Genomic DNA, 23,158 nt, shown 5'->3' on the forward strand with positions numbered 1-23,158 from the left:
TCAGTGTTCTCAGTAGTGTAAATATAATTCTTCTACTATCTTAAAATCAAAATCATTGCTTAATAAGCTATCTACAATTAAATGAGAGAGAATTATGTGTCCCTGCGGATCGAAGAAAGAGTATATGAATTGTTGTGGGGTTTATCACGGCGGAGTTTTTCCGGAAACGGCGGAACAATTGATGCGTTCACGTTACTGTGCCTTTGTAAAACAAAATGTGGATTACCTCTTGCGAACTCAGCATCAGAATTTATCTGGCCCCAATGATCGTCAGGAGATACTGGAAACTTTTCAGGCTTGCCAATGGTTAGAACTCAAAGTTCTTTCTAAAAACAAAGGCGAAAAGCAGGATTCTGAGGGCGAAGTTGAATTCCTTGCGACTTACGCAAATGAAGGCCAAATTTTTGAACATCGCGAAAAATCACATTTCAAAAAAATGGGCCCTCAATGGCTCTACCACTCGATAATCGAGTGAACTAGATCGTTTGCGATCATCGCAAAGGATTTAAAATGAAGCATTTGCAATCTCAGATGTTTTGTGTTATTATTTATGTAATAACATGAGAGGTTTATAAATGACGACAAGTTTGAAATTAAGAAAAGTAGGGAACTCTACAGGTATGGTCTTCCCTAAAGAAGTTTTGCAGCGCCTTCGTGTAGAAAATGGTGATGAACTCTTTTTGATTGAAACGCAAAACGGAATCGAGCTCAGTCCCTATGACCCAGACTTTGGACAAGAAATGGATTTGGCAGACAAAATTATGAAAAAGCGTCGTAACGTCCTTAAGAAGCTTGGTGAATGATTGAGCCAAAGTGGTTAAGTGAACGCTTAGTTTTATACATTCATCAAGAACAATTGCTTGAGCATGGTGGTTTACCTGGAATTCGTGATAAAGGGATGTTTCTATCAGCGTTAAATAAGGCTAAAAACCTTTTTTTGTACGAGACTCCCACTATCCCGCAATTAGCAGCCGTTTATGCAATTGGTTTTTGTAAAAACCATCCATTTGTTGATGGGAATAAACGCGTTGCTTTAGTTCTCTGCGAATATTTTTTAGAGTCCAATAATTTTTACTTAAGCGCTAGTGATGAAGATGTCTATACGGTGTTTATGGAATTAGCCTCTAGCAAGATTTCAGACGACGTTTTTTCAGCATGGCTTAGCGAGAATACTCAAGAAATAAACTGACGATCAAGAATTATGATTCTACCACTACAATTGTAGAATGAGCTTATTTAGTTGAAGATCAGCGACTCAAATAGGATGGTTGAGTTAATTTTAGGGTTTTGCTTTATGCCTCTTCGCAGCATTTTCAGAGATTAGTATTTCTCGCCGAGACGCCAAGACGCGGAGTTTATCATCCTTTTTTGATCAAATGGTTCCAAGATGTTAAGTTGTCTAGAATTAGGGAAAAATTTCTGCCTATCAGGTGATTTTAGAGTGGAAAGTATTAATCAATTGTGTATGTCTTAATATTATTTACCTAGTGAGTCGTCGGTTTTAGCTTCGAGTTTTTCCTCACGACGTTCTTCTTTATTTTCGAGCCAGCGTTCACGACGTTCTTCCTTAGTGAGGCGATCTCGGCCGTCTTTGTCTTTTATACCTGTTTGAGCAGTGGCCATTTTTTCTTGGCCAGTCATGTTTTTAGCTTCTTTAACAATTGTTTGCTTATCGGTTTTTTCGCAATTCTTTTCTTTCGTAGCTTTTTCGTTTGTCGTTTTTTCAGAGGACTTCTCTTTAGTAGTTTTTTCTTTGCTCGATTTTTCTTTCGAAGAAGATTTTTTGCTATTGGTCGATTTAGTGCTTACGCTCGATTTTTTACTGCTGCCACCCTTTTTGCCGCCGCCTTTTTTCCCGGCACTGAGGTTAAAAGTGAGTCCAAAAATAATCAGTAAGATAATAAATTTTTTCATGTGTGAATCCCGTATTTTGTTTAATCTTACAAACTAAATCGCAGCAAAGAAAGGCTTTCTTTCACGATACGGGAAAAAAAGTTCTCAGATGTCTCCTCTAATCGTTACGAGTTTATCCCAAGTCATCGATAAAAATTCTTAATTGAATAACAATGAATCACATAAGCCTTGCTTCTGTGAAGATTGTGAGAAAAAGAAGTGAAAAGCAATGATCAGCTTTTGCACATTGCCTTATTGAGTATGAGATTGAAATATTCAAACAAATTGCAGGAGAGCTGAGGATGAGTCCGGAAGAGCAATGGAAAAATTATTTTCGCAAACTACGTCGCCAAGTTAATCTTGGGTGGTTTTTACAAAGTTTTGAGCCCTTATTTTTAGGGTGCCTCATAGTGCTTACGGCAATAAATGTTTTCGTGAGAACCTATCGTGCAGACTTGCTGAGTGAATCACCTTTTTTAATTGAAGGAGCCTTACTGGGACTGTTGATTTTTTCATTGCTGTATAGTTATCAAAAAGCCCATAAAAAGTTTTTTCGAGAAGAAGAAATTATTGTTCGTTATGATGAGAAGTATCATTATAATTGTCGCCTTCTTAAAGCCTATCAAGGAGATCAATCTTGGCCTGAACTTCCCGATCGTTTACCGGGAAATTTCATTCTTGAATGGAAGCGTAATAGTTCTTTTTTCTTGTTTGGGCTTCTACTAGTAGTGGCCTTGTATTGGGTGCCATTAAAAGCGGAAGCTCTTCCCGTAAAAGTACAAAAGCCGATTGCGTGGACTGAGCTAGAACAGCGCTTGGAAGAAATGAGTGAAGATGACAGTCTGGACAAAAAGCAAGTAGATGAGTTTAAAAAGAAACTCGAAGAACTTCAAAAACAAGATAAAAAAGACTGGTTTTCGCAAAGTAACCTCGAGGCCTCCAATTCTCTATTAGACACACTAAATGCGGCACATGATGAACATGGCGATAAGATGGATGAAGCGGCTCAAATGCTTCAAGAGATGGAGGCACTCAAAGACTTAATGACGGAAATGGATGCTGGAAATTTGGAGCTGAGTGATGAAATGCGACAGAAATTACAGGATAAATTGAAAGAAATAGATGCTGATTGGCAGAAAAACATGAGTCAGATGGCGGCCCAGTTACTGAAGATGAGACCTGAGCTCATGGAAAAATTAAAAAAGCTTAAGCCGGGTGATTATGCAAGAAGCAATGGAGCCCTAGATGAGAAAGACCTAGAAGAGTGTTTAAAGCGTTTGGAGAAGCAGGGTAAGTGTAAAAAGTGTGGTGGCAAAGGATGTGAAAAGGGAGAAGGTGAGGGAGAAGGTCAATGTGAAAACGGTGGATGTAGTGCAGGCCTTGCTCTTCTTAACGGCGGAGCTGGAGTCAGTCGTGGAGGAGGTCCCGGAGGAGAAATTTTTCGAGATAGAGAGTCTGATAAGCACAATACTGAAATTGAGCTTGTTCAAGGAGAGCAAAGTGCAATGGAAGGTTCAACTCTACTAGGAACAAGTAAAGCTGAGCACGAACTAGATAAAAATAAGTATAAATCTGGCCAGCTAAGTGATGGCACAAAGCATACGGGCCAAGGTGGTGAAGCCGTGTGGAAAGAACATTTATTACCAGAGGAACAAAAACTGTTGAGGAGTATCAAACCATGAGTGAATTTTTAAAGAGTGAAGAAGCTGCATATGTTGCGGAGACCGCAAATAAATTAAAGACTTGTTTGAATCAGGTTTTATTTGGTCAAGAAGAGTTGGTGGACTTGGTGTGTACGGGGCTCTTTGCAAGAGGCCACCTATTATTAGAGGGCTTGCCGGGCTTGGGTAAAACGGAACTCATTAAAGGTTTGTCGAAGGCCTTGGGCTTAGATTTTAAACGTATTCAGTTTACTCCGGACTTATTGCCTGGGGACATTAGTGGGAACCCACTGATTCAGGAAAGAGATGGGGAAAAAGAATTTGTCTTTCAAGCAGGACCTATTTTCGGAAATTTGATTCTTGCGGATGAGATTAACCGAGCGTCACCTAAAACGCAATCAGCGATGTTGGAGGCTATGCAAGAAAAGAGTGTCACTGTAGCGGGGCAGAGTCATGAGCTGCCCGATCCCTTTTTTGTTTTGGCGACTCAGAATCCAATTGAACTTGAAGGGACTTACGCTTTGCCAGAGGCTCAGCTTGACCGGTTTTTGTTTAAATTGGATGTCCATCATGCACCGGCGGATGTTCTAGAACGCATTGTCTTATCTCGTGAGCTTGGAGAAAGCCCCAAAGTTGAGCAAGTATTAAGTCGTGATGAACTACAAAAGATGATTTCCTTGGTGAAAAAAGTTCATATTCCTCAACAGGTGGCGCAAATGATTGCCCAGTTGGTTAATTCGACTCAAGCAGGACAGTCGGAGCTCAGTGAACACATTAAGTTTGGCGCCGGACCAAGAGCGGCGATAGCCCTCGCAGCGGCGTGTAAAGCAAGGGCCTTGATTCAGGGACGGGTTCATACTGGTTTCGAAGATGTACGCGATTTAGCTTTGCCGGTCTTGAGGCATAGAATTATCCTGGATTATCGGGCTAGAATTGCGGGTCAGACTTCAGATTCAATTGTCAAAGGGCTTTTGGCGGAGCTCAAAATTATAGATAAGCCAGTACCGGCAACAGTGAAGGAAGAAAGTTAATGCGTTTTTTAGTCCTTTTCTTTTGTCTAAGCTCTTATGTCTTTGGTCAGGGCTTTCAGACCTATAGCACTGAAATAGGATCGGGAATACAAATTTCTTATCGAACACTTTTTCAATCCGCCTCATTAGATCGTCCTGGGGCGCGTGTCCCGATGCAAGTTAAGATCAGTAATAAGACGGATGAAACACTTAGTTGGGGTTTTAAAGCTTATGATGGGTGGGGGAATATTGCGGACTCTGAGTTCAATACGAGTTTTACTGTAGAGTCTAATGCCGTACGAACTTTCACTTTAAATCTCCCTTATAATAACATGGATGACTACCATACATTTTACTCGCCATCCTTTAAAATTAGTGGTCCGGGGGTTGATGTTTTTTCTAATATTCGACCTTTTGGTGAGCAAATGACGTCGGGTAAAATGTGTACTCAGAAGGCCTATAAAAAAATTCAATTATATTCAGAAAAAGAACGCAAAGGAAAAAAGAGCCAGTCATCTGGATCAAGAGCTTATATGCTCGATTACGAGTATACGTATTTTGAGATTCAGAATTTGAGCGTTAATTGGCAATCTTACTCAGGTATAAGTGAAATTATGATGACTGCCGCAGAATTTCAGTCGCTGCAGGAAGAAATAAAATCAGCTTTGCGGGATTGGGTAGTGAGTGGTGGTTTTTTGATTTTGGTTGACCCGGCCAACGACTTAGCTCGTATCAAATCTCAGAGCTATTTTCATAAGCAAGAAACTCCAGGCTTAGGAGCGGTACGCTTTTTGGATAAGGGGAAAAGACCGGACTCCTTGAAAAGTGGGAAGCGTCGATTGGCAGAGAATTTTTTTAATTTAGAAAAAAAGAATTTTGTCAAAGAGATTTCAGAGCCGAAGGCAAGTTTTATTTTTTTCACCATCCTACTTATTGTGTTTCTCGTTTTACTTATTCCGGTCAATTTCCTTGTCTTTACCAAGAAGAATCGTTTAAAGCTTTTGGTGACGACCCCCTTGATTTCTCTGGGAGCGAGTATTGTCTTTTTCATTGTTATCATATTGAGCGATGGATTTGGAGGCACGGGTGTAAAAAGTACTTTGTTATACTTATGTCCAGAGTTGAAGCGATGCAGTATTTATCAGTCACAGGTTTCTAGAACGGGTATTATGACTAGCAAAAATTTTGATATTCAGAACGATTTACTTATCGATGCTTATTCACTGACTCGTGAACGCTGGGATGATAGTAGTTACCCAATGAAAGCAAAAATAGTTTTTAATGACACAAGTGTTGGCGGAGATCTTTTCAATAGCCGAACGAGACGCTTTGTAGATATACGGCATGTCAAATCTACACAGGCCGCAGTGGAACTCATAGCTGGTGATAAGATCCAATTACGTTCTTCGTTTCAGTCAACCATCAAAAAAATCTACGTCAAAAATGCGGATAATAAAATCTGGATGGCTGAGAATCTAGTCCCTGGAGAAGCGGTGACGGCTAAAGAAATCAGTGTCATTGATGATAGTGAAGTTATAGAGAAATTACAGAGTTTGATGAAAAATGAGTCCTTCGGCTTTCTTGCCGTCCTTAGTGAAGCAGGCGAATTTGATATACCGACGCATAATTCAATTGATTGGCAGGAACACAGGGTCTATGCCGCTGGGATCCTAAAGGAGGTGACGCAATGAGTCAAGTGATGATTTCTGTGCGAGGTCTCAAGCGAAGCTTTGGGAAATTGGAAGCAGTCAAAGATGTATCGTTCGATATTCAGCGCGGACAAGTCGTGGGGTTTATTGGTGCGAATGGTGCAGGGAAGACGACGACCATGCGTATGATTGCCACCCTTGAGACTCCTGATGCTGGAGAGGTACATATATGCGGGGAAGATGCCATAGATGATCCCAATGCCGTTCGATCTAAGATTGGTTGGGTGCCTGATGAATTTGGGCGCTATCAAAATATGACAATTTATGAGTACCTAGATTTTTTTGCTAGAGCTTTTGATTATCGGGATCAAGAAAGGCTTAACCGCATTCAGGAAGTGATGGATTTTACTGGAGTGACGGATCTGAAAGATCGTTTTATTGATAAGCTCTCCAAAGGGCAGGGGCAGCGAGTATGCCTAGGGCGAGCCTTATTGCATGACCCAGAAGTCTTACTCATGGATGAGCCTGCTGCGGGTTTGGATCCTAAAGCCCGAATGGAGCTTAAGAGCCTTATCCGAATTTTAGCGGAAGAGGGGAAAACGATTTTCATTTCTTCACATATTTTATCGGAGCTCTCCGAGATATGCGATACAATGATTTTTTTGGAGCAAGGTCAGGTCTTGCATCATGGGGGAGCCGAAGAACTGAAGCGAGGAGCCAAGGAGGGAGTTTGCATCAAAGTGAAGGTTTTAAATGATTCTAAGGTACTGGAGGAATGGGTTGAAATGAACCCGGGTGTCCGCCTCTTAGATTTAAATAACAAGGGGGGGCGGCTCATTTTTGATGAAGGTTCAGATGAACTTGTTGCTGAGACATTAAAACGAATGATCAATGAAGGACTTCAGGTCATAGAATTTAACCGAGAGGAAAAAACACTTGAATCAGCCTTTGTGGACTTGCTGAATCAAGCTGAAGATAAGGAGCTGTTGACACCATGATAAGAGAGATGATCAAAAACCCTAATCCCATCTTGTATAAGGAACTAGTCCAAGGCATGAGGGCAAAAGCCTTTATTGGTATTTTTATTATCACACAAATTGTTATGGTTGTAGCAACGATGGCAATTGTAGGCTCCGAAGGAGGTTCTTCTAATCGCAGTGAAGAGTTTACGGCTATTTTCTGGGGAGCCATTGCGATTCCCTTTGTTATTTTTCAACCCCTACTGGCGATCGAAAGTATTAACTCAGAAGTTAAGCTAAAAACCCTTGAGATGCTTTACCTAAGCCGTTTGTCCGCAAGGCGGATTATTTTGGGCAAGTTCTATTCCCACATGTTACAGACCTTAATGATTGCGTGTACTATTTTACCCTATGTTGTTCTGCGTTATTTTGCCGGTGGTGTCAACCTCTTGATTGAGTGTAGTACTTTTGTATCCATCGTTTTAATTTCGGCCTTGGGAACTGCTTTGAGTGTAAGTACCAGTGCTTTCTCCGTTCGAAATCCTCGGTCTCATCGAGCTCGTATTTTAATACTGTTTATTGTCTTTGTCTTTGGTTCTACTACTGGCTTGGGAGGCTTTACCGCTTTCATGCGTTTTGGAGGAGGAGGGGGAGTCAATTGGATGGATTTTGCGACATTTATTCTAATGATGCCCTTTGTAATTTATCAGGTGCTTTCTCTTGGTATGAGCCAAGTGGCACCAAACTCCGAGAATAATTTATTTTTAAAGAGGATGAACTGTTTTGCGGTTTTATTGATTTATCTTATCTGCAGATACTTTTGTGATAGCGTATTACCACTGTTTCCCGTAATGTTTTGCTTTTTAATGTCGGCTCTTGAGGGCGTGTTTAGCGGCGATGCCAATTTTCGTAGTAGCTATGTACCTGTTAAAAAATATTCTCGTATAGGACTTTTGGTGGCACCCAATCGTTATGCCTACTTTAATTGGTTTAATTTTGCGGTGTTGATTTCAGTTTTATTGATGATTCTTGAAATTGCTAATGATGATCTTGGCGGCAGAGAGAAAGGCATGCTCATTGTTGTGCCTTTGATAGTGACCTTGTGTTATCTTGTGCAGCTACAGCTCGCGCAAAAAGAAGTTTGTTCTAGAGTCAACAATTTTTTTGTCATTGGTTTCGTACCTTTCTTACTCTTTTTGGGGATAGCTTTCAATGATTCCTTGGATAATGTTTTACACAATGATGCCTATGAAATTTTTACCATTTGCTATATTTTTTATGCCAATATTATGATCTCCTATGGTTTAGCGATACAAATTTCTCGCTGGAAAAAAGAGAAGCTCAATACAATACATGTCGTGATGGCTACCGCAGGCTTAGTTATAGTAGGAACTATAACGATGATTTTAAAATCGGTGCTTATCCGTCGTTGGGAAGATTTTCCTGCGCTCTTTCCAATTGAACTCTTCCCGGTCATGTTGGATAATAAGGGCGTGGAAGGTATGGCACTGGCTTCGATAATACATTTACAGTTATTCTTAAGTCTTTTGGCTTTGCATTTTATGTCTTCTGAATCAGCCCAGAAATTCTTTCAATTGAGTGCTAAAAAGAAAGAATCGAATCAAGAGAACGATCAAGTCCTTGTCGAAGAAGCTTAATGATTTACCCAATGAAAGAGAATCTCGCTGCCATAGCTGAGGCGGCGCATGTTTTAAGCGAACGCTTTAGTTTGCCTTTTAAAAAGCGGAATTGGAGTGGGCAAGGTGGCAATATGCGGGGGAAGTCAGCAGGTAACTCGATAGACTTTCGCGAACACCGCGAATATCAATTTGGGGATGATCCGAGGCATATTAACTGGCAGGCTTATGCACGAAGTGGTGATTATATCATTAAGCTGTATGAAGAGGAAGTTAGCCCTGTAGTGGATATACTGATAGATCTTTCTAATTCAATGATTCTTAGCGCGGATAAATTATTTCTAAGTCAATTGTTATTGGGTTTTGCGATGAAAAGCTGTGAGAAACATGGTGCATCGTATAAAGTGTGGGGCTTGCAGGGTGATCAAACTAGAATGTATAGCAGGGAGGAATGTGAATCCGGAATGCTTCCATTTGAGGGGCAGAGCCCCAACTTAAGTGATTCCTTGGAGAAAGTAGAATTGCGCCGCGGTTCCCTCACGCTCCTCATTTCTGATCTTCTTTATCCCCAGGATCCCATAGAAGTGTTCAAGTCACTCCAACGAGGTGGCAACCGTCTCTTGATTTATGCTCCCGGAGATCTAGAAGAATTTGCTCCGGATTGGAATGGGGATATTGACTTTATTGATGTAGAGCAAGGTGGCCTAAAACCCGCATTTATCGATGAAGAATGCCTCCAAGATTATCATAGAGCTTATGAGCAGCATTTTCAGCTTTGGCGTGAAATGAGCCGAAAAAATGCAGCCGGAATGGAGTGCTTTTTGAGCAACACGAGTTTAAGTCGGCAATTCGAAGGTCAGCCTTTGGCTAATGCATCTGTGGAGCTTTGTGTATGAATTGGCTCAATCCCCTAGGTTTATTAGCTTTGTTAAGTATTCCCATTATCATTTATATTCACATGCTGCAACGGAAGTCAAAAAAACGACGTGTAAGTACGCTATTTTTGCTTAATAGTGAAAAAATAGAAAAGAAAGCTGGAAGTCGTTTAGAGAAGCTCCGCAACTCAAAACTCCTGTGGTTGAACTTGTTAGTGGCCGTACTCATGACACTGCTGCTTTTGCAGTTACGAAAAGTACAAGAACAAAAGGTTTTGAAAGTCGTAGTTGTCGTAGATGCTAGCGCTTCGATGTCAGCTTTTTGGGAGAAAGGTTCAAAAGACTTAGCAAATGAGCTGACAAAATTAGCGGGAAAAACTAAATATATTGATATAAAAATCATCAGCTCATCAATTGATGAGGCAAGTATTTATTCGGGTGCTCTTGTGGGAGAGGCTTCAGCAGCTTTGGCGTCATTTTCTCCTTCTAGGAGTGGTCATGATTTAGGGCCCGCCCTAAGACGGGCCAGTTCTTTACTCGATGATAAAGGCATGCTGATTCTTTGCTCAGATAGGCCACATGACTTATCAGAGGACGTGATGCAATACCTGATTGGCGAAGCTATTCCAAATATAGGCTTTACTGGTTTTCAGGCACAAGCAAATGGCAAATGGCAAGCCGTTATTAAGAATCATGGACGACAAGCGGCACAAGTGAAATGGGCTGTGGGCATTCCGGGGAATGAAAAACTTGTCGAGCAAAGCGTGTCACTCCAGGCAGGAGAGTTACGCCAGTTGAGAGGGGAGTTTCCGCCTACAAATGACAAAATGATCCTGTCTTTACCTGAGGATCGTTTCGCTCCTGATAATCGTCTGTATGCAGCACGCCCCTTAAGCAAAAAAATGAATCTCGAGATTAAGGGCTTTGATGATAAAAATGAATTACAGCTCTTGGGGATTTTAAATCGTTTTGACAGAGTCTCCTTTAAAGATACCCCAGCTAATTTTGCCATCGCACAATTAAGTAAGCTTGATGACCTGGGAACGCAAGCTGGCTTTTACTTTCTACCTGGGCCTTATGAATGGGGAGAAGAAAATTTGACGGCTTTTAATTCTCCTATGATTGAAGGACTCAATTGGCAGGGGATTCCCTTCGCTCTTGCACCCAAGAGTGCCATTCCACAGGGCTTCTATCCACTGATAAAATCGGGTAAAAATGATTTACTGCTCATGAGAGAGACGGCTTTAGGGCCACAGTTCATTTGTTGTTTTAACCTTAATGATCCAGCTGTCATCAAATCCCCTGCAATGATTGTTCTCATGTATCGGGCCATTCAAAAAGCTCGCGAATTTCACTTGGCTTATAATCGTAAAAATTTTGAGAGTGATAATGAGTTTTATGACTATTCTTTAGCGAGGAAAAAGTTGAAAGTCAGTGGTGTGACAAAGCCAGGAGTGGGTCTATTTAGAACGGCGGAGAAAAGTGGTTTTTTCTCTATACTTATTGAGGATGGAGAAAAGCAGAAGCTAATGATGGAAGGGGGTGTTTTTTATGCCGATGCCGCAGAGGGTGATTTTCTTATGTCGGAAAGTCGAAATGATATAGATCTGGAGAAAGCGGAAATTGTCACCATATGGCAGGAGCGAAGTTTTTTACAGAGTTTTTGGATCTTGCTTCTTATTCTAATACTTATCTATGGGTGGTACGTTTTTGATAAGCGGCAGGGTATGATTCAAAAGGCAGGAAAAAGATGATTTTGTTGAGTCCTCAATGGTTGGTCCTTATTCCAGCGATCCTTGTGTTCAGCTGGTTTTTCTTGAGACCCCTTATATTTAAATTTTTACGCCTCTGTATTTTATTACTCCTCTTGTTTTGTCTTTCGGAACCTCATTTTAATCAGACCGAAAAAGGAATGGATTTGTATGTCTTAGTGGATCGATCCGATTCTGCTGAGTCATATCTAGAGAAAAAAATCGGTGAATGGGAAGAGTTGATTAAGTCAGAAAAGGGTAGGCATGACCGGATTTTTTACCTAGATTATGGTCGCGACATTTTGCCTCGTATGAAGCAAAATGAACGTGAGCTTATCAATGGTTCAGAGACCTTGACTGGCCAAGCTATTTTTAAGGCCCTTAGTTTAACTCAAACGGACCGTCACTCGAAGCTATTGGTTTTGAGTGATGGTTTTGGGACAGATTCTCTAGATGGCTTGGTAAATAAATTGCAAAAGCAGGGCATTTCTCTGGATTACCGCTTAATTCATTACTCACGAGATAAAGATATTCAAGTGCAATCTCTAAGCCTCCCTGAAAGAGTTATGCCAGGTGAAAAGTTTGTCATTGAGGCTCGCTTTGTAGGAGTCTCCGATCAGAAATTTAATTACACCTTATTGAGGGATGATCAAGAAGTAGATCGCGGTACATTAGATTTAATTAGAGGCAGGGCTTCCCTAAGAAAAAGTGATGTACTTCGAAGTGGGGGCTTTCACAAATATGAACTTAGAATTTCCTCGCCGGATGATCAATTTGCCGGGAATAATCGTGCCGAAACACTGATTGAAGTGAAAGGAGGCCCTCGAGTTATTCTTTTGAGTACGTATAAAAATGATCCATTTGTTGAGGTCCTGCGTCGGCAGGGCTTTGATGTGAAGATTTTTAATGAATTTCGCAAACTCAATGAGGCAACTTTAGCGGGCGCAAAACTTTTGATTTTTAATAATGTTCCCGCATGGGAATTGCCGGATGGCTTTTTAGAAGATGTTCGCTTCTTTACCAAGGAGCAAGGCGGTGGCCTGATAATGGCGGGAGGACAATTCTCTTTTGGCATGGGAGGGTACTTCAAATCCCCGATAGATGAAGTTTTACCAGTCTCAATGGAACTTAAAAATGAACATCGAAAGTTACGCAGCAATCTATCTATTGTAATGGATAGGTCAGGCAGTATGGGGATGACAGTTAAAGGCGGGAAAACTAAGATGGAGTTGGCTAATGAGGGTGCAGCTCAAACTATCGAGCTTTTAGGTGCAATGGACTCGGTTTCAGTGATTGCTGTAGATACAGAGGCGCATGCCATCGTTCCTCAGACGGTTTTAAAAGATGCCCCCGAAATTGCTTCTCAAGCCCGACGTGTTAAAAGTCAGGGCGGAGGTATTTATGTTTATACTGGCTTGGAAGAATCTTGGCGCCAACTAGAAGGACGAGAAGGACAAAAGCATGTCATTTTATTTTCAGATTCTAATGACTCGGAGGAGCCGGGACGTTATAAAGAGCTCTTGGCTGATATGAAAGATGAAGGCATGACTGTGAGTGTCATTGCCTTAGGGGAGAGAACAGATGTGGATTCACCATTTTTGATTGACATAGCTAATCGCGGACGCGGACGGATATTTTTTACTGATGACCCCTTGAGTCTCCCCTCAATATTTGCGCAAGAGACTGTAACTGTGGCGCGTTCAGCTTTCCTTAAGGAGGTCACTGCCACAAAATCAAATCGGGAATGGTCCAAAATTGCTTCTGGTAACTGGCAGTGGCCGGGACAGGTTGATGCCTACAATTTGAGTTACCTTAAAGAAGGAGCGTCAAAGACTTTGCAAACAGAGGATTATTATAAGGCACCTCTCGTGAGTTGGTGGAAGGTGGGGGCAGGCCGTAGTGTGGCCTTGAGTTTCCCAACGGCGGGGCAGTACTCAGATTTATTGCGAAAGTGGCCTCAGTATGGTGACTTCTTACAAACCTTGACGCGTTGGACCGCTAAACCGGACGTTCCTTCGGGTTTAAGCCTCAGATATAAAAAACAAGGTAGCTCAGTGGATATACAATTTCATTACAGTCATAAGTGGGCAGATAGATTCAGTAGAGAAATGCCAAGTCTCCATATTAAATCAAGTCTTGAAAGTGAAATGCGAGAATTGACTTGGAGACGTCTACTTCCGGGAGTTTTCAGTACACGTTTAGATCTAAGTTCAGGCGAGCAAGTGAGTGGAGTTATTCGAGCAGGGGAACACGCCATCCCCTTTGGTCCTTTGCGTTCTGATCGCGATGCTGAGTGGCGCTTCGATCCCAGCGGACCAGATCAGTTACGCATGCTGAGTGAAATGAGTGGTGGCCGTGAAGTCGCTCAATTGACTGAAGTGTGGAACAGTAAACCTACGCGTCGCTTGAGAGATATTACACCGTACTTTTTAACTTTGGCACTCATACTTTTTCTCTATGAACTTTATCAATCTAGAACGGGATTTCGTTTTAGAAAAAGTCGAGTCAGTGAAGCTTCTATCTCAGTTCTTGTGGACGACTTGGATTTTGCTACCAGTAAAGACGAAAGCGTAGCGGAAGTTAAGTCGGAAGAAGCTATAGATAAGGAAGAAGCTGATGAGAAAAATACGGCTGAACAAAGAAGGTCGCGCTTTGATCGTGCCAAGCTTTAGTATGCCAACTTATCTAGCTAGGTTCCATAGATAAATGAGTCTTCATTTATAAACCGGTTTGGCGGTTACGAGAAAATCTTTTCCGCAGGGGGTGATTTGCATGTTTTCGAGTTCAATGGCTTCATCGAGGCCAAGGGGATTGAGGCCACTGACGGAAGAACGGCTATCTTCGCCACCTAAGATTTTGGGGGCAATGAAGAATTGGATTTCATCGACGATTTGAGCTTTGAGGGCTGCGGAGGCTAGAAAGCCACCACCCTCTAGAAGTAGGGAAGTGATTTCTTCTCCACCCAGCTGACTTAAAAAGTATTGCCATTCATTTTTGCTTTGGGCACGGCAATATGTGGCGCCGCCCTCTTGCGTGAAGGCTTTGAAGTTTTGGTCAAGATCGGAGCGTGACCAAATGTAGCGCTTGGGATGACGAGGGTTTTCGATTTCACGTACATTGAGTGATGGATTGTCTTGGCGTAGGGTTTCACTACCCACCATAATGGCGTCGCAACCCTGGCGAAGTTTTTGCACTTCATGGCGGGCTTCGGCACCAGTGATCCACTGTGATTGCCCACTTTCAGTAGCGATTTTACCATCGAGGGTTTGAGCCATTTTGAGAATGACATAAGGTTTTTGTTCATCGATCCACTTAAAGAAAAAACGATTGATAGCAAGGCATTCTTCTTCGAGAATGGGGCCTTCGATTTCGACCCCAGCTTGAAGCAAGTAGTTGAAACCGCGACCCGCGTGCTCAGGGTTGCTATCAGTGCATCCATAAACAACTTTTGCGATGCCCGCATCCATAATCCATTCAGTACAGGGTTCAGTGCGACCGTAAGTGCAGCAAGGTTCGAGGGTGACGTAAATTGTCGAGCCATAGAGATCGTCTTCACGGCCAGCTTCTTTGGCATTCGTTATCGCGTCTTTTTCCGCATGATGAGTTCCCGCTTTCTTGTGCCAACCATCGGCAATGACTTCCCCATCTTTGACAATGACGGCCCCCACATGGGGGTTCGGAGAAGTATGGCCCCAAGCTTTCAGGGCATTATCAATTGCGCGTTGCATCCACTTTTCGTGCATGGGAATTCCTTTGTGATCTGAGTTTGGCCTTGCGTGGCAATGAACTACGCATAAGTTAAAGGGATTTTAAAACTTAGAAAGTGGAAAAATGATGATTTACCTCGATAACAATGCCACCACACCTTTGGATCCGCGTGTAAAAGCCCGCATGCAGCCTTTTTTGGAGGAGGAATTTGGTAATGCGGCAAGTAATCATGCCTTTGGTTGGAAAGCCAAAGATGCAGTGACCTGGGCGCGAGGTAAACTTTCTTCTTTACTCAATGTGAAAATTGATGAAATTACTTTTACTTCTGGAGCGACGGAAAGTAATCACATGGTGATTCAGGGCGTGGTCTTGCATTGCTTGCTGCGTGGTGAAATTGATCAATGCCATCTCATTACTTCCAATGTTGAGCATAAATGTGTCTTGGGTGCATTTGAGCGCGCGCGTCAACTAGGCGCCGAAATTACGATTTTAGCAGCGGATAAAGATGGACGAATTAGCCCCGAACAAATCTCTGAAGCCTTGCGTCCCGAAACCCGTTTAGTGAGTTTAATGTATGCCAATAATGAGCTGGGGACGCTGAATCCAATTGCTGAAATCGCTAGCTTATGTCGCGAGAATTCGGTTCTCTTTCATACGGATGCGGCCCAAGCAGTGGGTAAAATTGATATGGAATTAGAGAATGTGGATTTCCTTTCTTTATCAGCACATAAATTTTATGGGCCTAAGGGCGTGGGAGCACTTTATTGTTGCCCAAGAGCTTTATCCAAGTTAGAGGTCCTTTGCCCGGGTGGGGGTCAAGAAAATGGCCTGCGTTCGGGGACACTCAATATTTCCGGAATTGTGGGTATGGGCGCAGCTGCGGAGATCGCAAAAAATAAATCTCACCGCAAAGAAATTGAGGAATTAACGACTTATCTGCTTAGCGGTATTCGCAAAGTCTATCCAAAAGTGCAAGTCAATGGCTCAGAGGAACATCGTTTGCCGGGTAATTTGAACCTCACTTTTCCAGATGTGGATACCGACGATTTAGAAATGGCGCTTGATATGGTGGCTTACTCAAATAGTTCAGCTTGTAGTGCAGGGCAAAAGAAGGGGAGCTATGTTCTCGAAGCTATTGGTCTCAGTGAAGCTGACCGCAAACGTAGCCTGCGTTTTGGCCTTGGATTATTTAGCACAAAAGAAGAAATCGATAAAGTGATTCGAGCTCTTGAAGATTTAAGTGAGTAAATTTAATCACGCTTAATTATTGATTTTCCTGTCCGACTTTTTGAATCCTCGAAGTAATGAGCTTTTAAAAAGGAAAAATTATGAAAGCCTTACTCTCAACCTTGATTCTCTTTATGAGTTTGAATAGCTTTGCCGAAATGAGTTCCACTGACCTAGTGAAATTGCAGCGTAAAATTTATAAAATGAATTGGGCTGAAACGGAATTGATGGCGAATGCAGACATCCGACAAATGAAGAATAAAGTTCAATATAGTCGTAAACAACTTCTACAGGAAGTAATTCAAGACGACCGTGAACTGGAGTCGATGTACGAAGACTGTGCTCAAGCCTATAAAGCTCTCCAAAATGATTCGTCCAATGGGAAAAAGCAGGAGCTTTACTTGACGAAATGCTTAGAAATTAATGCCTACATGATACTCAAAACAAAAGCTGAAAAACAGCACGAGAAAGTCTATGGGAAGTGGAGTGACTTGGCGACTGAACTTGAATTCGCGCAGTATGAATTACACAAAGTTCTTGAGGCAAAAAAGGCTGCTCAGTTCAAAGCTTTGATAACACAACTCCAAGAACAGAGAGAATAAAAAAAAATTGTAAATTTTAGTAATCTGTGTGTCAACTACTCTTCTTTAGAGGACCTTTACTTAATATATTCATTTAAAAAATTAGGTCCTAAAATGAAGAAATTCACTCTTATAGAATTGTTAGTTGTCGTAGCTATTATTGGCATCTTGGCAAGTTTACTTATGCCCGCTTTAGGTAAAGCTAGAAAAAATGCCAAAATGCTTTCCTGTAAAAATTCCATACGATCAGTGAATACCGCCATGATTATGTTTTCCGGAGACAATGATCAGGTTATTTCACATAGCTATGGTTCACCTAGTTCCAGTAATTGGTGGGTCTTAGATTATGCTTTAGGGATCGATACTTACTTAGGGGGCGGAGTTGACCCCGATACACATAATGCTTGGCAGTTTAATAATGGAAATCCATCTGATGCTTGGTTTGGCTGTCCAACAACGACAGATGAAACAAATAAAACTGCCTATGATGTGGATTATGGCATGCCTTCAAAAAATGGGCCTCATGTAACGACCTACAATGGTTACAAAAGAACGGCCCTAGAAAAACCTTCGTCTTCAATGATTTTAGCAGATTCTATATGGAATATGACAACTGGAGGTAGAGGTCGCTCCGTTTTTTACCAGGAAGGCAGTTACGATAAAACAAGTGGCTTAGAGAATGCTAATTTCAAACATGGCGATACTAAAGCCAATTATGCTTTTTTTGATGGTCATGTGGAGAGTTTTCGCTGGTTGCCGCAACAGATTTTTGTAGATAACTATCAGCACGATTTGTTTCAGCTTCAAACCAACTCGGACTTTCATCCCACTGCTGTTACTTATGACCCATAAACAAAGTTCATGAAATTTTAACAAAGCTGTCATCTAGCTGATTTACGCGGACATTCTCACTTTAAAGTAAATGAATTTTAAGGTTTGAATGATGAAAAAGTTTTCTTTAATTGAGTTATTAGTTGTCGTGGCGATCATTGGGATATTGGGTAGCTTGTTATTGCCTACTTTGGGTAAAGCACGCAAAAAATCGAAGCAGGCCGTCTGTCTCTCCAATATGAAGCAAATTGGGAGTGCCGAATTTATGTATCAGGACGATAATGATCAGTACCATTTAGTGAGAGATAATGAGGTTTACACTCAGTACAATGGTTGGCAGTTCCTCTTAGCGCCCTATGTCAATAATGATGGGACTACAGCACAAGAAGTGCAATCCTCTGGCGTCTTTGCATGTCCTTCGAGTCAGCTTAACTTTAACAACGAATGGCAGAATGGTGGGATAGGGTACAATACCAATATGGGCTCAATTCAAAAATCAATTCAGATAGCGGTTAATGCGGTGGAAGTCCCCGTGGAGACTATCTTAACTGCAGATGGAGATGAAGCAGGTGGAGCAGTTCATTTAGATAATCAAATCTTTCAGCCTGGAAGTCCCCATGGTGAGCCAGGAGCGCGTCATAATGGAGGAGTTAATACTCTTTTGGCTGACGGACATGCCCAGTGGTATAGTAAAGTGCAGTTAATGGCCGGTAAAAATGGCAATCAAGATTACTACTACATGCCCACTAAGTAGTGCAGTTAAGTATTAATTACTTAAGGTTTAGTAAAAAATAATTTCGCAATTGAGCCCAAGGTTTTTTATATACTTGGGGCTATAGAGTAGGTCTTTGAGATAGAGCTTGGTTAAATTTTCACAGCTTTGAAGAGGCTTGAGGTCAGTCCAATGTTTATTGAGGTAAAGCGTTTCAATAGAGCTATTTTTTAAGAAGGTCACATTTGAGACTTGGGTGTTTCTCACATCGACTTCTTGGATAGTCTTTGTATTGATTTTTAAGATCTCCACGACTCGAGATCCATTTAATATCAGCCTTTTAAGGGGAGTGTTTTCTACAGGTGAGATATCGACACAGGGTGTATTACTTAAATCAAGACTCACTAATGGCAAGTTATGCAAAGGCTTGATATGACCAAAAGTTTTATTGTTGGCTAGGGAGAGGTGGTATTCACCATCAATTAATTGCAGATCAAAATGGGAGTGGTTTAAGGATTCGTCATGGAGCATTTTTTTAGCTAATTCAAATCGATCTTCTAAGGGATAGCTTTGAGTGATGGAATACAATAAGTTATTGTTGAGGTTTTTTCGTAAGTGATTTGGAGTACGGCTCAGTTGTTGGATTAAACGATGAAGCTCAGCAATGGGGGCTTGTTGTACTGAGTACTTTTGGCTGAACTCGATAAGCCATTGGTATTTTTCTTGGTTTTTGAGTTTGGAAAAGAGAGTGTTTGCCTTTGAAAAATCAAGAGCTCCAAAAGACGTGTAGGCTGCTAGGAGGATGATACTATTGTCCTTCGGGTCGAGATTATAGAGCAGCTGAGAAAGAATTCGAGCTTGCTTAAAATCATCTTTGCTCTGAAAACGACTAATCATTATTCGCAGTTGGGGGAAGGTCGCTTGTTGTAAGGCGAGTCGCTCATTTTTTTCTTCTTGCAAATCGAAGAGCAGTTGGCGGGCTTCTGCTTCTGAACTTTGTAATTGCTTATGAGCTGTTTTTAGTCGGGCTTCAGATTCGGTTGATAGAACAAGAGCTTCATTGGTTAAAACTTGCTCATGCTTGAGTCTGACCAGAAAAAACAAAATGGTAGCGATAAAGCTCACAAAAATGATTGAGCCTAAGATAAATTGTTTTTTGTATCTCTTGAGCATGAGAGAAATTAAAGTTCCAAAGCCCGCCTCTTGTGCGCGAGTCGCAAAACCTTGTTGGTAGTTGCGAATATCTTCGGCCAGTTTTTCCGCACTCGCATAGCGATCTATAGCTTCGAGTGCCATGGCTTTCATTACGACGGCATTGAGCCCTGGAGGTACGGGGTGAGTCAAGTTTAATTCAAGTGGTGATGGGAAAAGGCCCGCAAGAGTATTGTTGATAACTTGATCAAGTGAAGCCCCTGTGAGGGGTTTTCGTAGAGTCAAGATGTTGTAAAGAAGGGCGCCTAAACCATAGATATCAGTTTCAGCGCTTCTTTTTTGATTTTGGGGATCCACTTGTTCGGGCGCCATGAAGCCAGGAGTGCCTTTGATCTTGCCATCTAAACTTTGTTCGACTTCATATTTTAATTCGGAATCACTTAAGTTCGCATTTTCTTCCTGAGACATTTCTCTGGCTAAACCCCAGTCACAAAGCAGGACGGCACCAAATTGATCGACTTGAATATTGGCGGGCTTTATGTCCAAATGTAAGATGCCCTTAGAGTGGGCATAGGCAACGGCATCACATATTTTTAGGAAAATTTCGAGCAAGCGATCTCGGGTGTAATACTCAGAAATTTGAGGGTCTTTATTATTGAGGAGCTCAATGATCTCTTCTAAATTTTTCCCGCCTGAGAGCTTCATGGTGAAAAAGGGGGCGCCTTCTTCGTTCGCATCTAAATCGTAAACGGGAACGATATTCGGATGCTCCAAGCGAGCCATGATACGGGCTTCATTAATAAAGTTACTAATGACTTCGTGGCGAGACTTATTTTTGAGTTCGGCCTTAGCTACAGGGCGTCGAAACAGTTTGTCATATGCAGAAGAAATTTTCTTCATTCCCCCTGAGGCGATATCATCTTTCTGCTCATAACGGGGCTCGTCATCCATGATTTCGAGAACATCGGAGGGTAACTCATCTTGGTCATTGCCGCTCATGACGAGGTCATAGAGGGCTTCGGAACCTTGATCTAATCGGTGAAGAGAATCGGAGTCGAGGCGGTCTTTTTTAGCTGAGTTGTTCATCGAGACGCCTGATTTCCGTACTCAGTTTTTCGAGAACTCTTTTGCGGAGGACAAATGCACTATTGCGTTTGAGTTCGAGTGTTTCGCAGACATCATCAACTGATTTTCCCTGGCAGAAGAGCTCGAAGCATTCGATTGCTTTGCCTTCAAAGTTGGGGCGAATATTATTGAGAGCTAGGTCCGTAACGTGTTTTTTCCAGTCGGACTCCATTTGCTCATAAATGAGTGGAGAATCATTTTCAGTTATGTCTTCTTCAGCGGCTTTACTCAATTTCTTGGAATAGCGAATTTCGCCACGAAAATAATTTCGGCAGATATTTAAAATCACATTATTCATCCAGGTGCGGAAGCGGCATTCCATGGGGCGGTACTCAAATTCGGGGAGTTTATCCCAAAGCACTAGCAATACTTTTTGGCTCACGTCTTGGACATCATCGTATTTGACACCCTTGCGGGAAATGACGGTGTGAATGTAGTTTTCATAAAATCGCACAAAGTCTTCCCATGAGTGTTGGTCATGGGAATTTTTGATCTTGGCGATCAGCGTTTCTCGTGTGCTGTAATCAGGTTTCATAAAAAAACATATTTTGTCGTAGCGATGCTGTCAACTCGCAAGGGGAAAAAGACATTGCCTTCAAAAGAGTTTAACAAACGAGGTTACATGAAAAAATTATTATTGACGGCGACGGCACTTTTAGCGCTTTCCGCAACAGCGAAAGAATTTGATAAAGATGCGAGTCTGGGGTCTTATAAACCCAAATGGATTGGTGAAGTTCCCAAGGGTTACGAGAAATATATCCATGCCTCAGAAGAGGATATGCAGTGGTGGAAGGATGCTAAGTTTGGTGTTTTTGTTCATTGGGATCCATCATGCCTTTCAAAAGCCGAGATCAGCTGGAACCGTCACGGTGAACGTCCAGGGCACTCTTATAATCCAAAGGGGATTCCACGAGAGGAATACGACACGAATTACAAAAATTTTAACCCAGTTAATTTTGATGCCGATGAATGGGTGACAATGGTTAAAAATGCCGGCGCTAAATATATAGTTTTCACATCAAAACACCATGGTGGTTTCTCTATGTGGGACACTCAATACAGTGACTATGATATTATGAATACGCCATTTAAGCGTGATATCTGTGGTGAGCTCGCGGCCGCTTGTCAGAAGCAGGGCATCAAGATTATGTGGTACTTCTCTCAGCCCGACTGGAAACATCCCGATTATTGGACAGAAAATCATGATAAATTCATTCAGCATGTACACAATCAACTCGAAGAGTTAACGACCAAGTATGGTCGCATCGATGGCATTTGGTTCGATGGGCTCGGCAAAAATGGCGGTACTTGGGATACTCCGAAGCTACTCAAAAAACTTCGCGAAGCGACTCCAGGCATAGTCGTCAATAATCGTATGCACAGTCGTAAAGATAACTGGGGAGATTTTGATACACCAGAGCAGCAAGTCGGTGCCTACCGTGTGGATTATCCTTGGGAAAGTTGCATTTCCATGGGTGGCGGAAACTGGTCGTGGCTCGGTCGCAATTATGCCGTGCTTTCCTACAGAACTTCACTGCGTACGCTGATTAGCTGTGCGGGTGGAGGGGGAAATCTGCTACTTAATACGGGGCCTCGTCCCGATGGTAAAATCAATCCTCCGGAAGCTGCGAATTACCTCAAGATGGGTGAGTGGTTGAAGCAGTATGGGGAAAGTGTGTATGCCACACAAGGTGGACCTTATATGCCAGGTCCTTGGGGTGTGAGCACGCATAAAGACAAAACGGTCTATTTACATGTGATGCAGGATTTAAATCATCAGGCTTTAGTATTACCAAGTCTGCCCCATAGCGTAGAGGCAGCCGAAATGTTGACTGGCGGCGAAGTTGAGTTTAAGCAGATGAATGGTCAGTTGGTGCTCAATTTAAAAGGTGAGCTAGGGACTTCAGTGAGCAAAGTGGTTAAGTTGACTTTGAGTGGAAAGATCCCAGCTCTTAAAGGCATTAAAACAGCTCCTGAACATTCTTTGAGTCATGACGCCGAAGTTAAAGCTTCTAGTGAAAACAACGGCAAATATGCTGCGGGTAATTTGGTTGGTAAGGGCAATAGCCACTTTAAAGCAGGTGCTCACCACAAGTCGGCTTGGGCACCTAGGCATAGCGATAAGAAGCCATGGGTCGAAATTGATTTGGGGCAAGATAAACTGATCTCAGAAGTCTTAATCACCGAGTACAAGAGTCAGTGTCGTGAATTTATTCTTACGGCAAAGAAGAATAATGGCGAAGAAGTGGAACTTCACCGCGGCAGCTACCTCGAAGAGTTTTCCTCTAAATTTGAGCCCTTTAAAGCTCGCTATCTCAAGCTTCAGGTTCTTAAGTATGAACATGGAAGTGTTCAGGTAAAGAAATTTGATATTTACGGGAAATAAT

General features: G+C 42.1%; 20 protein-coding genes. 16 read left to right on the forward strand and 4 right to left on the reverse strand.

Annotation, left to right across the window (positions count from 1 at the left end):
* Window positions 1-124 precede the first annotated feature (124 nt).
* From LNTAR_RS09205 to LNTAR_RS09215, 3 genes are all read left to right on the forward strand, one after another.
* Entirely contained in the window at window positions 125-475 is a 351-nt protein-coding gene (locus tag LNTAR_RS09205; RefSeq protein ID WP_007278414.1) for a YchJ family protein, read from the forward strand.
* Window positions 476-575: 100 nt separating this feature from the next.
* Window positions 576-803, forward strand: coding sequence for an AbrB/MazE/SpoVT family DNA-binding domain-containing protein (locus LNTAR_RS09210; RefSeq protein WP_040914571.1), 228 nt, complete (start codon window positions 576-578; stop codon window positions 801-803).
* Window positions 800-1,189 (forward strand): type II toxin-antitoxin system death-on-curing family toxin, encoded by a 390-nt coding sequence (locus LNTAR_RS09215; protein WP_007278416.1) that lies wholly within the window; start codon window positions 800-802, stop codon window positions 1,187-1,189. Before LNTAR_RS09210 ends, LNTAR_RS09215 begins: the two co-directional genes overlap by 4 nt.
* A gap of 287 nt (window positions 1,190-1,476) precedes the next feature.
* Here the strand turns inward: LNTAR_RS09215 and LNTAR_RS09220 are convergent, their stop codons facing one another.
* Window positions 1,477-1,914 (reverse strand): hypothetical protein, encoded by a 438-nt coding sequence (locus LNTAR_RS09220; protein WP_007278417.1) that lies wholly within the window; start codon window positions 1,912-1,914, stop codon window positions 1,477-1,479.
* 281 nt (window positions 1,915-2,195) lie between these two features.
* On the opposite strand from LNTAR_RS09220, the gene LNTAR_RS09225 reads away from it, so the two are divergent.
* The 8 genes from LNTAR_RS09225 (at window position 2,196) to LNTAR_RS09260 (ending at window position 14,107) form a co-directional block, all read left to right on the forward strand.
* Window positions 2,196-3,575 (forward strand): hypothetical protein, encoded by a 1,380-nt coding sequence (locus LNTAR_RS09225; RefSeq protein WP_007278418.1) that lies wholly within the window; start codon window positions 2,196-2,198, stop codon window positions 3,573-3,575.
* Window positions 3,572-4,585 (forward strand): AAA family ATPase, encoded by a 1,014-nt coding sequence (locus tag LNTAR_RS09230; protein ID WP_007278419.1) that lies wholly within the window; start codon window positions 3,572-3,574, stop codon window positions 4,583-4,585. Before LNTAR_RS09225 ends, LNTAR_RS09230 begins: the two co-directional genes overlap by 4 nt.
* Window positions 4,585-6,255: a hypothetical protein gene (locus LNTAR_RS09235; RefSeq protein ID WP_007278420.1), complete on the forward strand. Its 1,671-nt coding sequence runs from the start codon at window positions 4,585-4,587 to the stop codon at window positions 6,253-6,255. Before LNTAR_RS09230 ends, LNTAR_RS09235 begins: the two co-directional genes overlap by 1 nt.
* The gene (locus tag LNTAR_RS09240) at window positions 6,252-7,211 is read left to right on the forward strand and encodes an ABC transporter ATP-binding protein (protein WP_007278421.1); all 960 of its coding nucleotides are present in this window, start codon (window positions 6,252-6,254) and stop codon (window positions 7,209-7,211) included. The genes LNTAR_RS09235 and LNTAR_RS09240 overlap by 4 nt, the downstream gene beginning before the upstream one ends.
* The gene (locus LNTAR_RS09245) at window positions 7,208-8,830 is read left to right on the forward strand and encodes an ABC transporter permease (RefSeq protein WP_007278422.1); all 1,623 of its coding nucleotides are present in this window, start codon (window positions 7,208-7,210) and stop codon (window positions 8,828-8,830) included. Before LNTAR_RS09240 ends, LNTAR_RS09245 begins: the two co-directional genes overlap by 4 nt.
* 11 nt (window positions 8,831-8,841) lie before the next feature.
* The gene (locus tag LNTAR_RS09250; protein WP_157473428.1) at window positions 8,842-9,705 is read left to right on the forward strand and encodes a DUF58 domain-containing protein; all 864 of its coding nucleotides are present in this window, start codon (window positions 8,842-8,844) and stop codon (window positions 9,703-9,705) included.
* On the forward strand, window positions 9,702-11,438 hold the full coding sequence (locus LNTAR_RS09255; protein WP_007278424.1) for a BatA domain-containing protein: 1,737 nt from the start codon (window positions 9,702-9,704) through the stop codon (window positions 11,436-11,438). The genes LNTAR_RS09250 and LNTAR_RS09255 overlap by 4 nt, the downstream gene beginning before the upstream one ends.
* Window positions 11,439-11,596: 158 nt before the next feature.
* Window positions 11,597-14,107, forward strand: a complete 2,511-nt coding sequence (locus tag LNTAR_RS09260) for a VWA domain-containing protein (protein ID WP_157473432.1) — start codon at window positions 11,597-11,599, stop codon at window positions 14,105-14,107.
* Window positions 14,108-14,149: 42 nt separating this feature from the next.
* On the opposite strand, the gene ribD is transcribed toward LNTAR_RS09260, so the two are convergent.
* Window positions 14,150-15,178 (reverse strand): bifunctional diaminohydroxyphosphoribosylaminopyrimidine deaminase/5-amino-6-(5-phosphoribosylamino)uracil reductase RibD, encoded by a 1,029-nt coding sequence (ribD, locus tag LNTAR_RS09265; RefSeq protein WP_007278426.1) that lies wholly within the window; start codon window positions 15,176-15,178, stop codon window positions 14,150-14,152.
* Between the two features lie 88 nt (window positions 15,179-15,266).
* On the opposite strand from ribD, the gene LNTAR_RS09270 reads away from it, so the two are divergent.
* The 4 genes from LNTAR_RS09270 (at window position 15,267) to LNTAR_RS27155 (ending at window position 18,536) form a co-directional block, all read left to right on the forward strand.
* On the forward strand, window positions 15,267-16,391 hold the full coding sequence (locus LNTAR_RS09270) for a cysteine desulfurase family protein (protein ID WP_007278427.1): 1,125 nt from the start codon (window positions 15,267-15,269) through the stop codon (window positions 16,389-16,391).
* 80 nt (window positions 16,392-16,471) lie between these two features.
* Window positions 16,472-16,972 (forward strand): hypothetical protein, encoded by a 501-nt coding sequence (locus LNTAR_RS09275; protein WP_007278428.1) that lies wholly within the window; start codon window positions 16,472-16,474, stop codon window positions 16,970-16,972.
* A 93-nt stretch (window positions 16,973-17,065) separates the two neighbouring features.
* Window positions 17,066-17,803 (forward strand): type II secretion system protein, encoded by a 738-nt coding sequence (locus LNTAR_RS27150; RefSeq protein ID WP_007278429.1) that lies wholly within the window; start codon window positions 17,066-17,068, stop codon window positions 17,801-17,803.
* A gap of 91 nt (window positions 17,804-17,894) precedes the next feature.
* Entirely contained in the window at window positions 17,895-18,536 is a 642-nt protein-coding gene (locus tag LNTAR_RS27155) for a type II secretion system protein (RefSeq protein ID WP_007278430.1), read from the forward strand.
* Between the two features lie 27 nt (window positions 18,537-18,563).
* Here the strand turns inward: LNTAR_RS27155 and LNTAR_RS09290 are convergent, their stop codons facing one another.
* Both LNTAR_RS09290 and LNTAR_RS09295 read right to left on the reverse strand, forming a co-directional pair.
* Complete coding sequence (locus tag LNTAR_RS09290; protein WP_007278431.1) at window positions 18,564-20,732, reverse strand: serine/threonine protein kinase; 2,169 nt, start codon at window positions 20,730-20,732, stop codon at window positions 18,564-18,566.
* Window positions 20,716-21,306 carry an RNA polymerase sigma factor gene (locus tag LNTAR_RS09295; protein ID WP_007278432.1) on the reverse strand — a complete coding sequence of 197 codons (591 nt, stop codon included), beginning with the start codon at window positions 21,304-21,306 and terminating at the stop codon, window positions 20,716-20,718. The genes LNTAR_RS09290 and LNTAR_RS09295 overlap by 17 nt, the downstream gene beginning before the upstream one ends.
* An 87-nt stretch (window positions 21,307-21,393) precedes the next feature.
* Here LNTAR_RS09295 and LNTAR_RS09300 point away from each other — a divergent pair, with 87 nt between their 5' ends.
* Window positions 21,394-23,157 (forward strand): alpha-L-fucosidase, encoded by a 1,764-nt coding sequence (locus LNTAR_RS09300; protein ID WP_162026375.1) that lies wholly within the window; start codon window positions 21,394-21,396, stop codon window positions 23,155-23,157.
* Window position 23,158 lies beyond the last annotated feature (1 nt).

The sequence above is a fragment of the Lentisphaera araneosa HTCC2155 genome, assembly GCF_000170755.1.
GTDB lineage: Bacteria > Verrucomicrobiota > Lentisphaeria > Lentisphaerales > Lentisphaeraceae > Lentisphaera > Lentisphaera araneosa.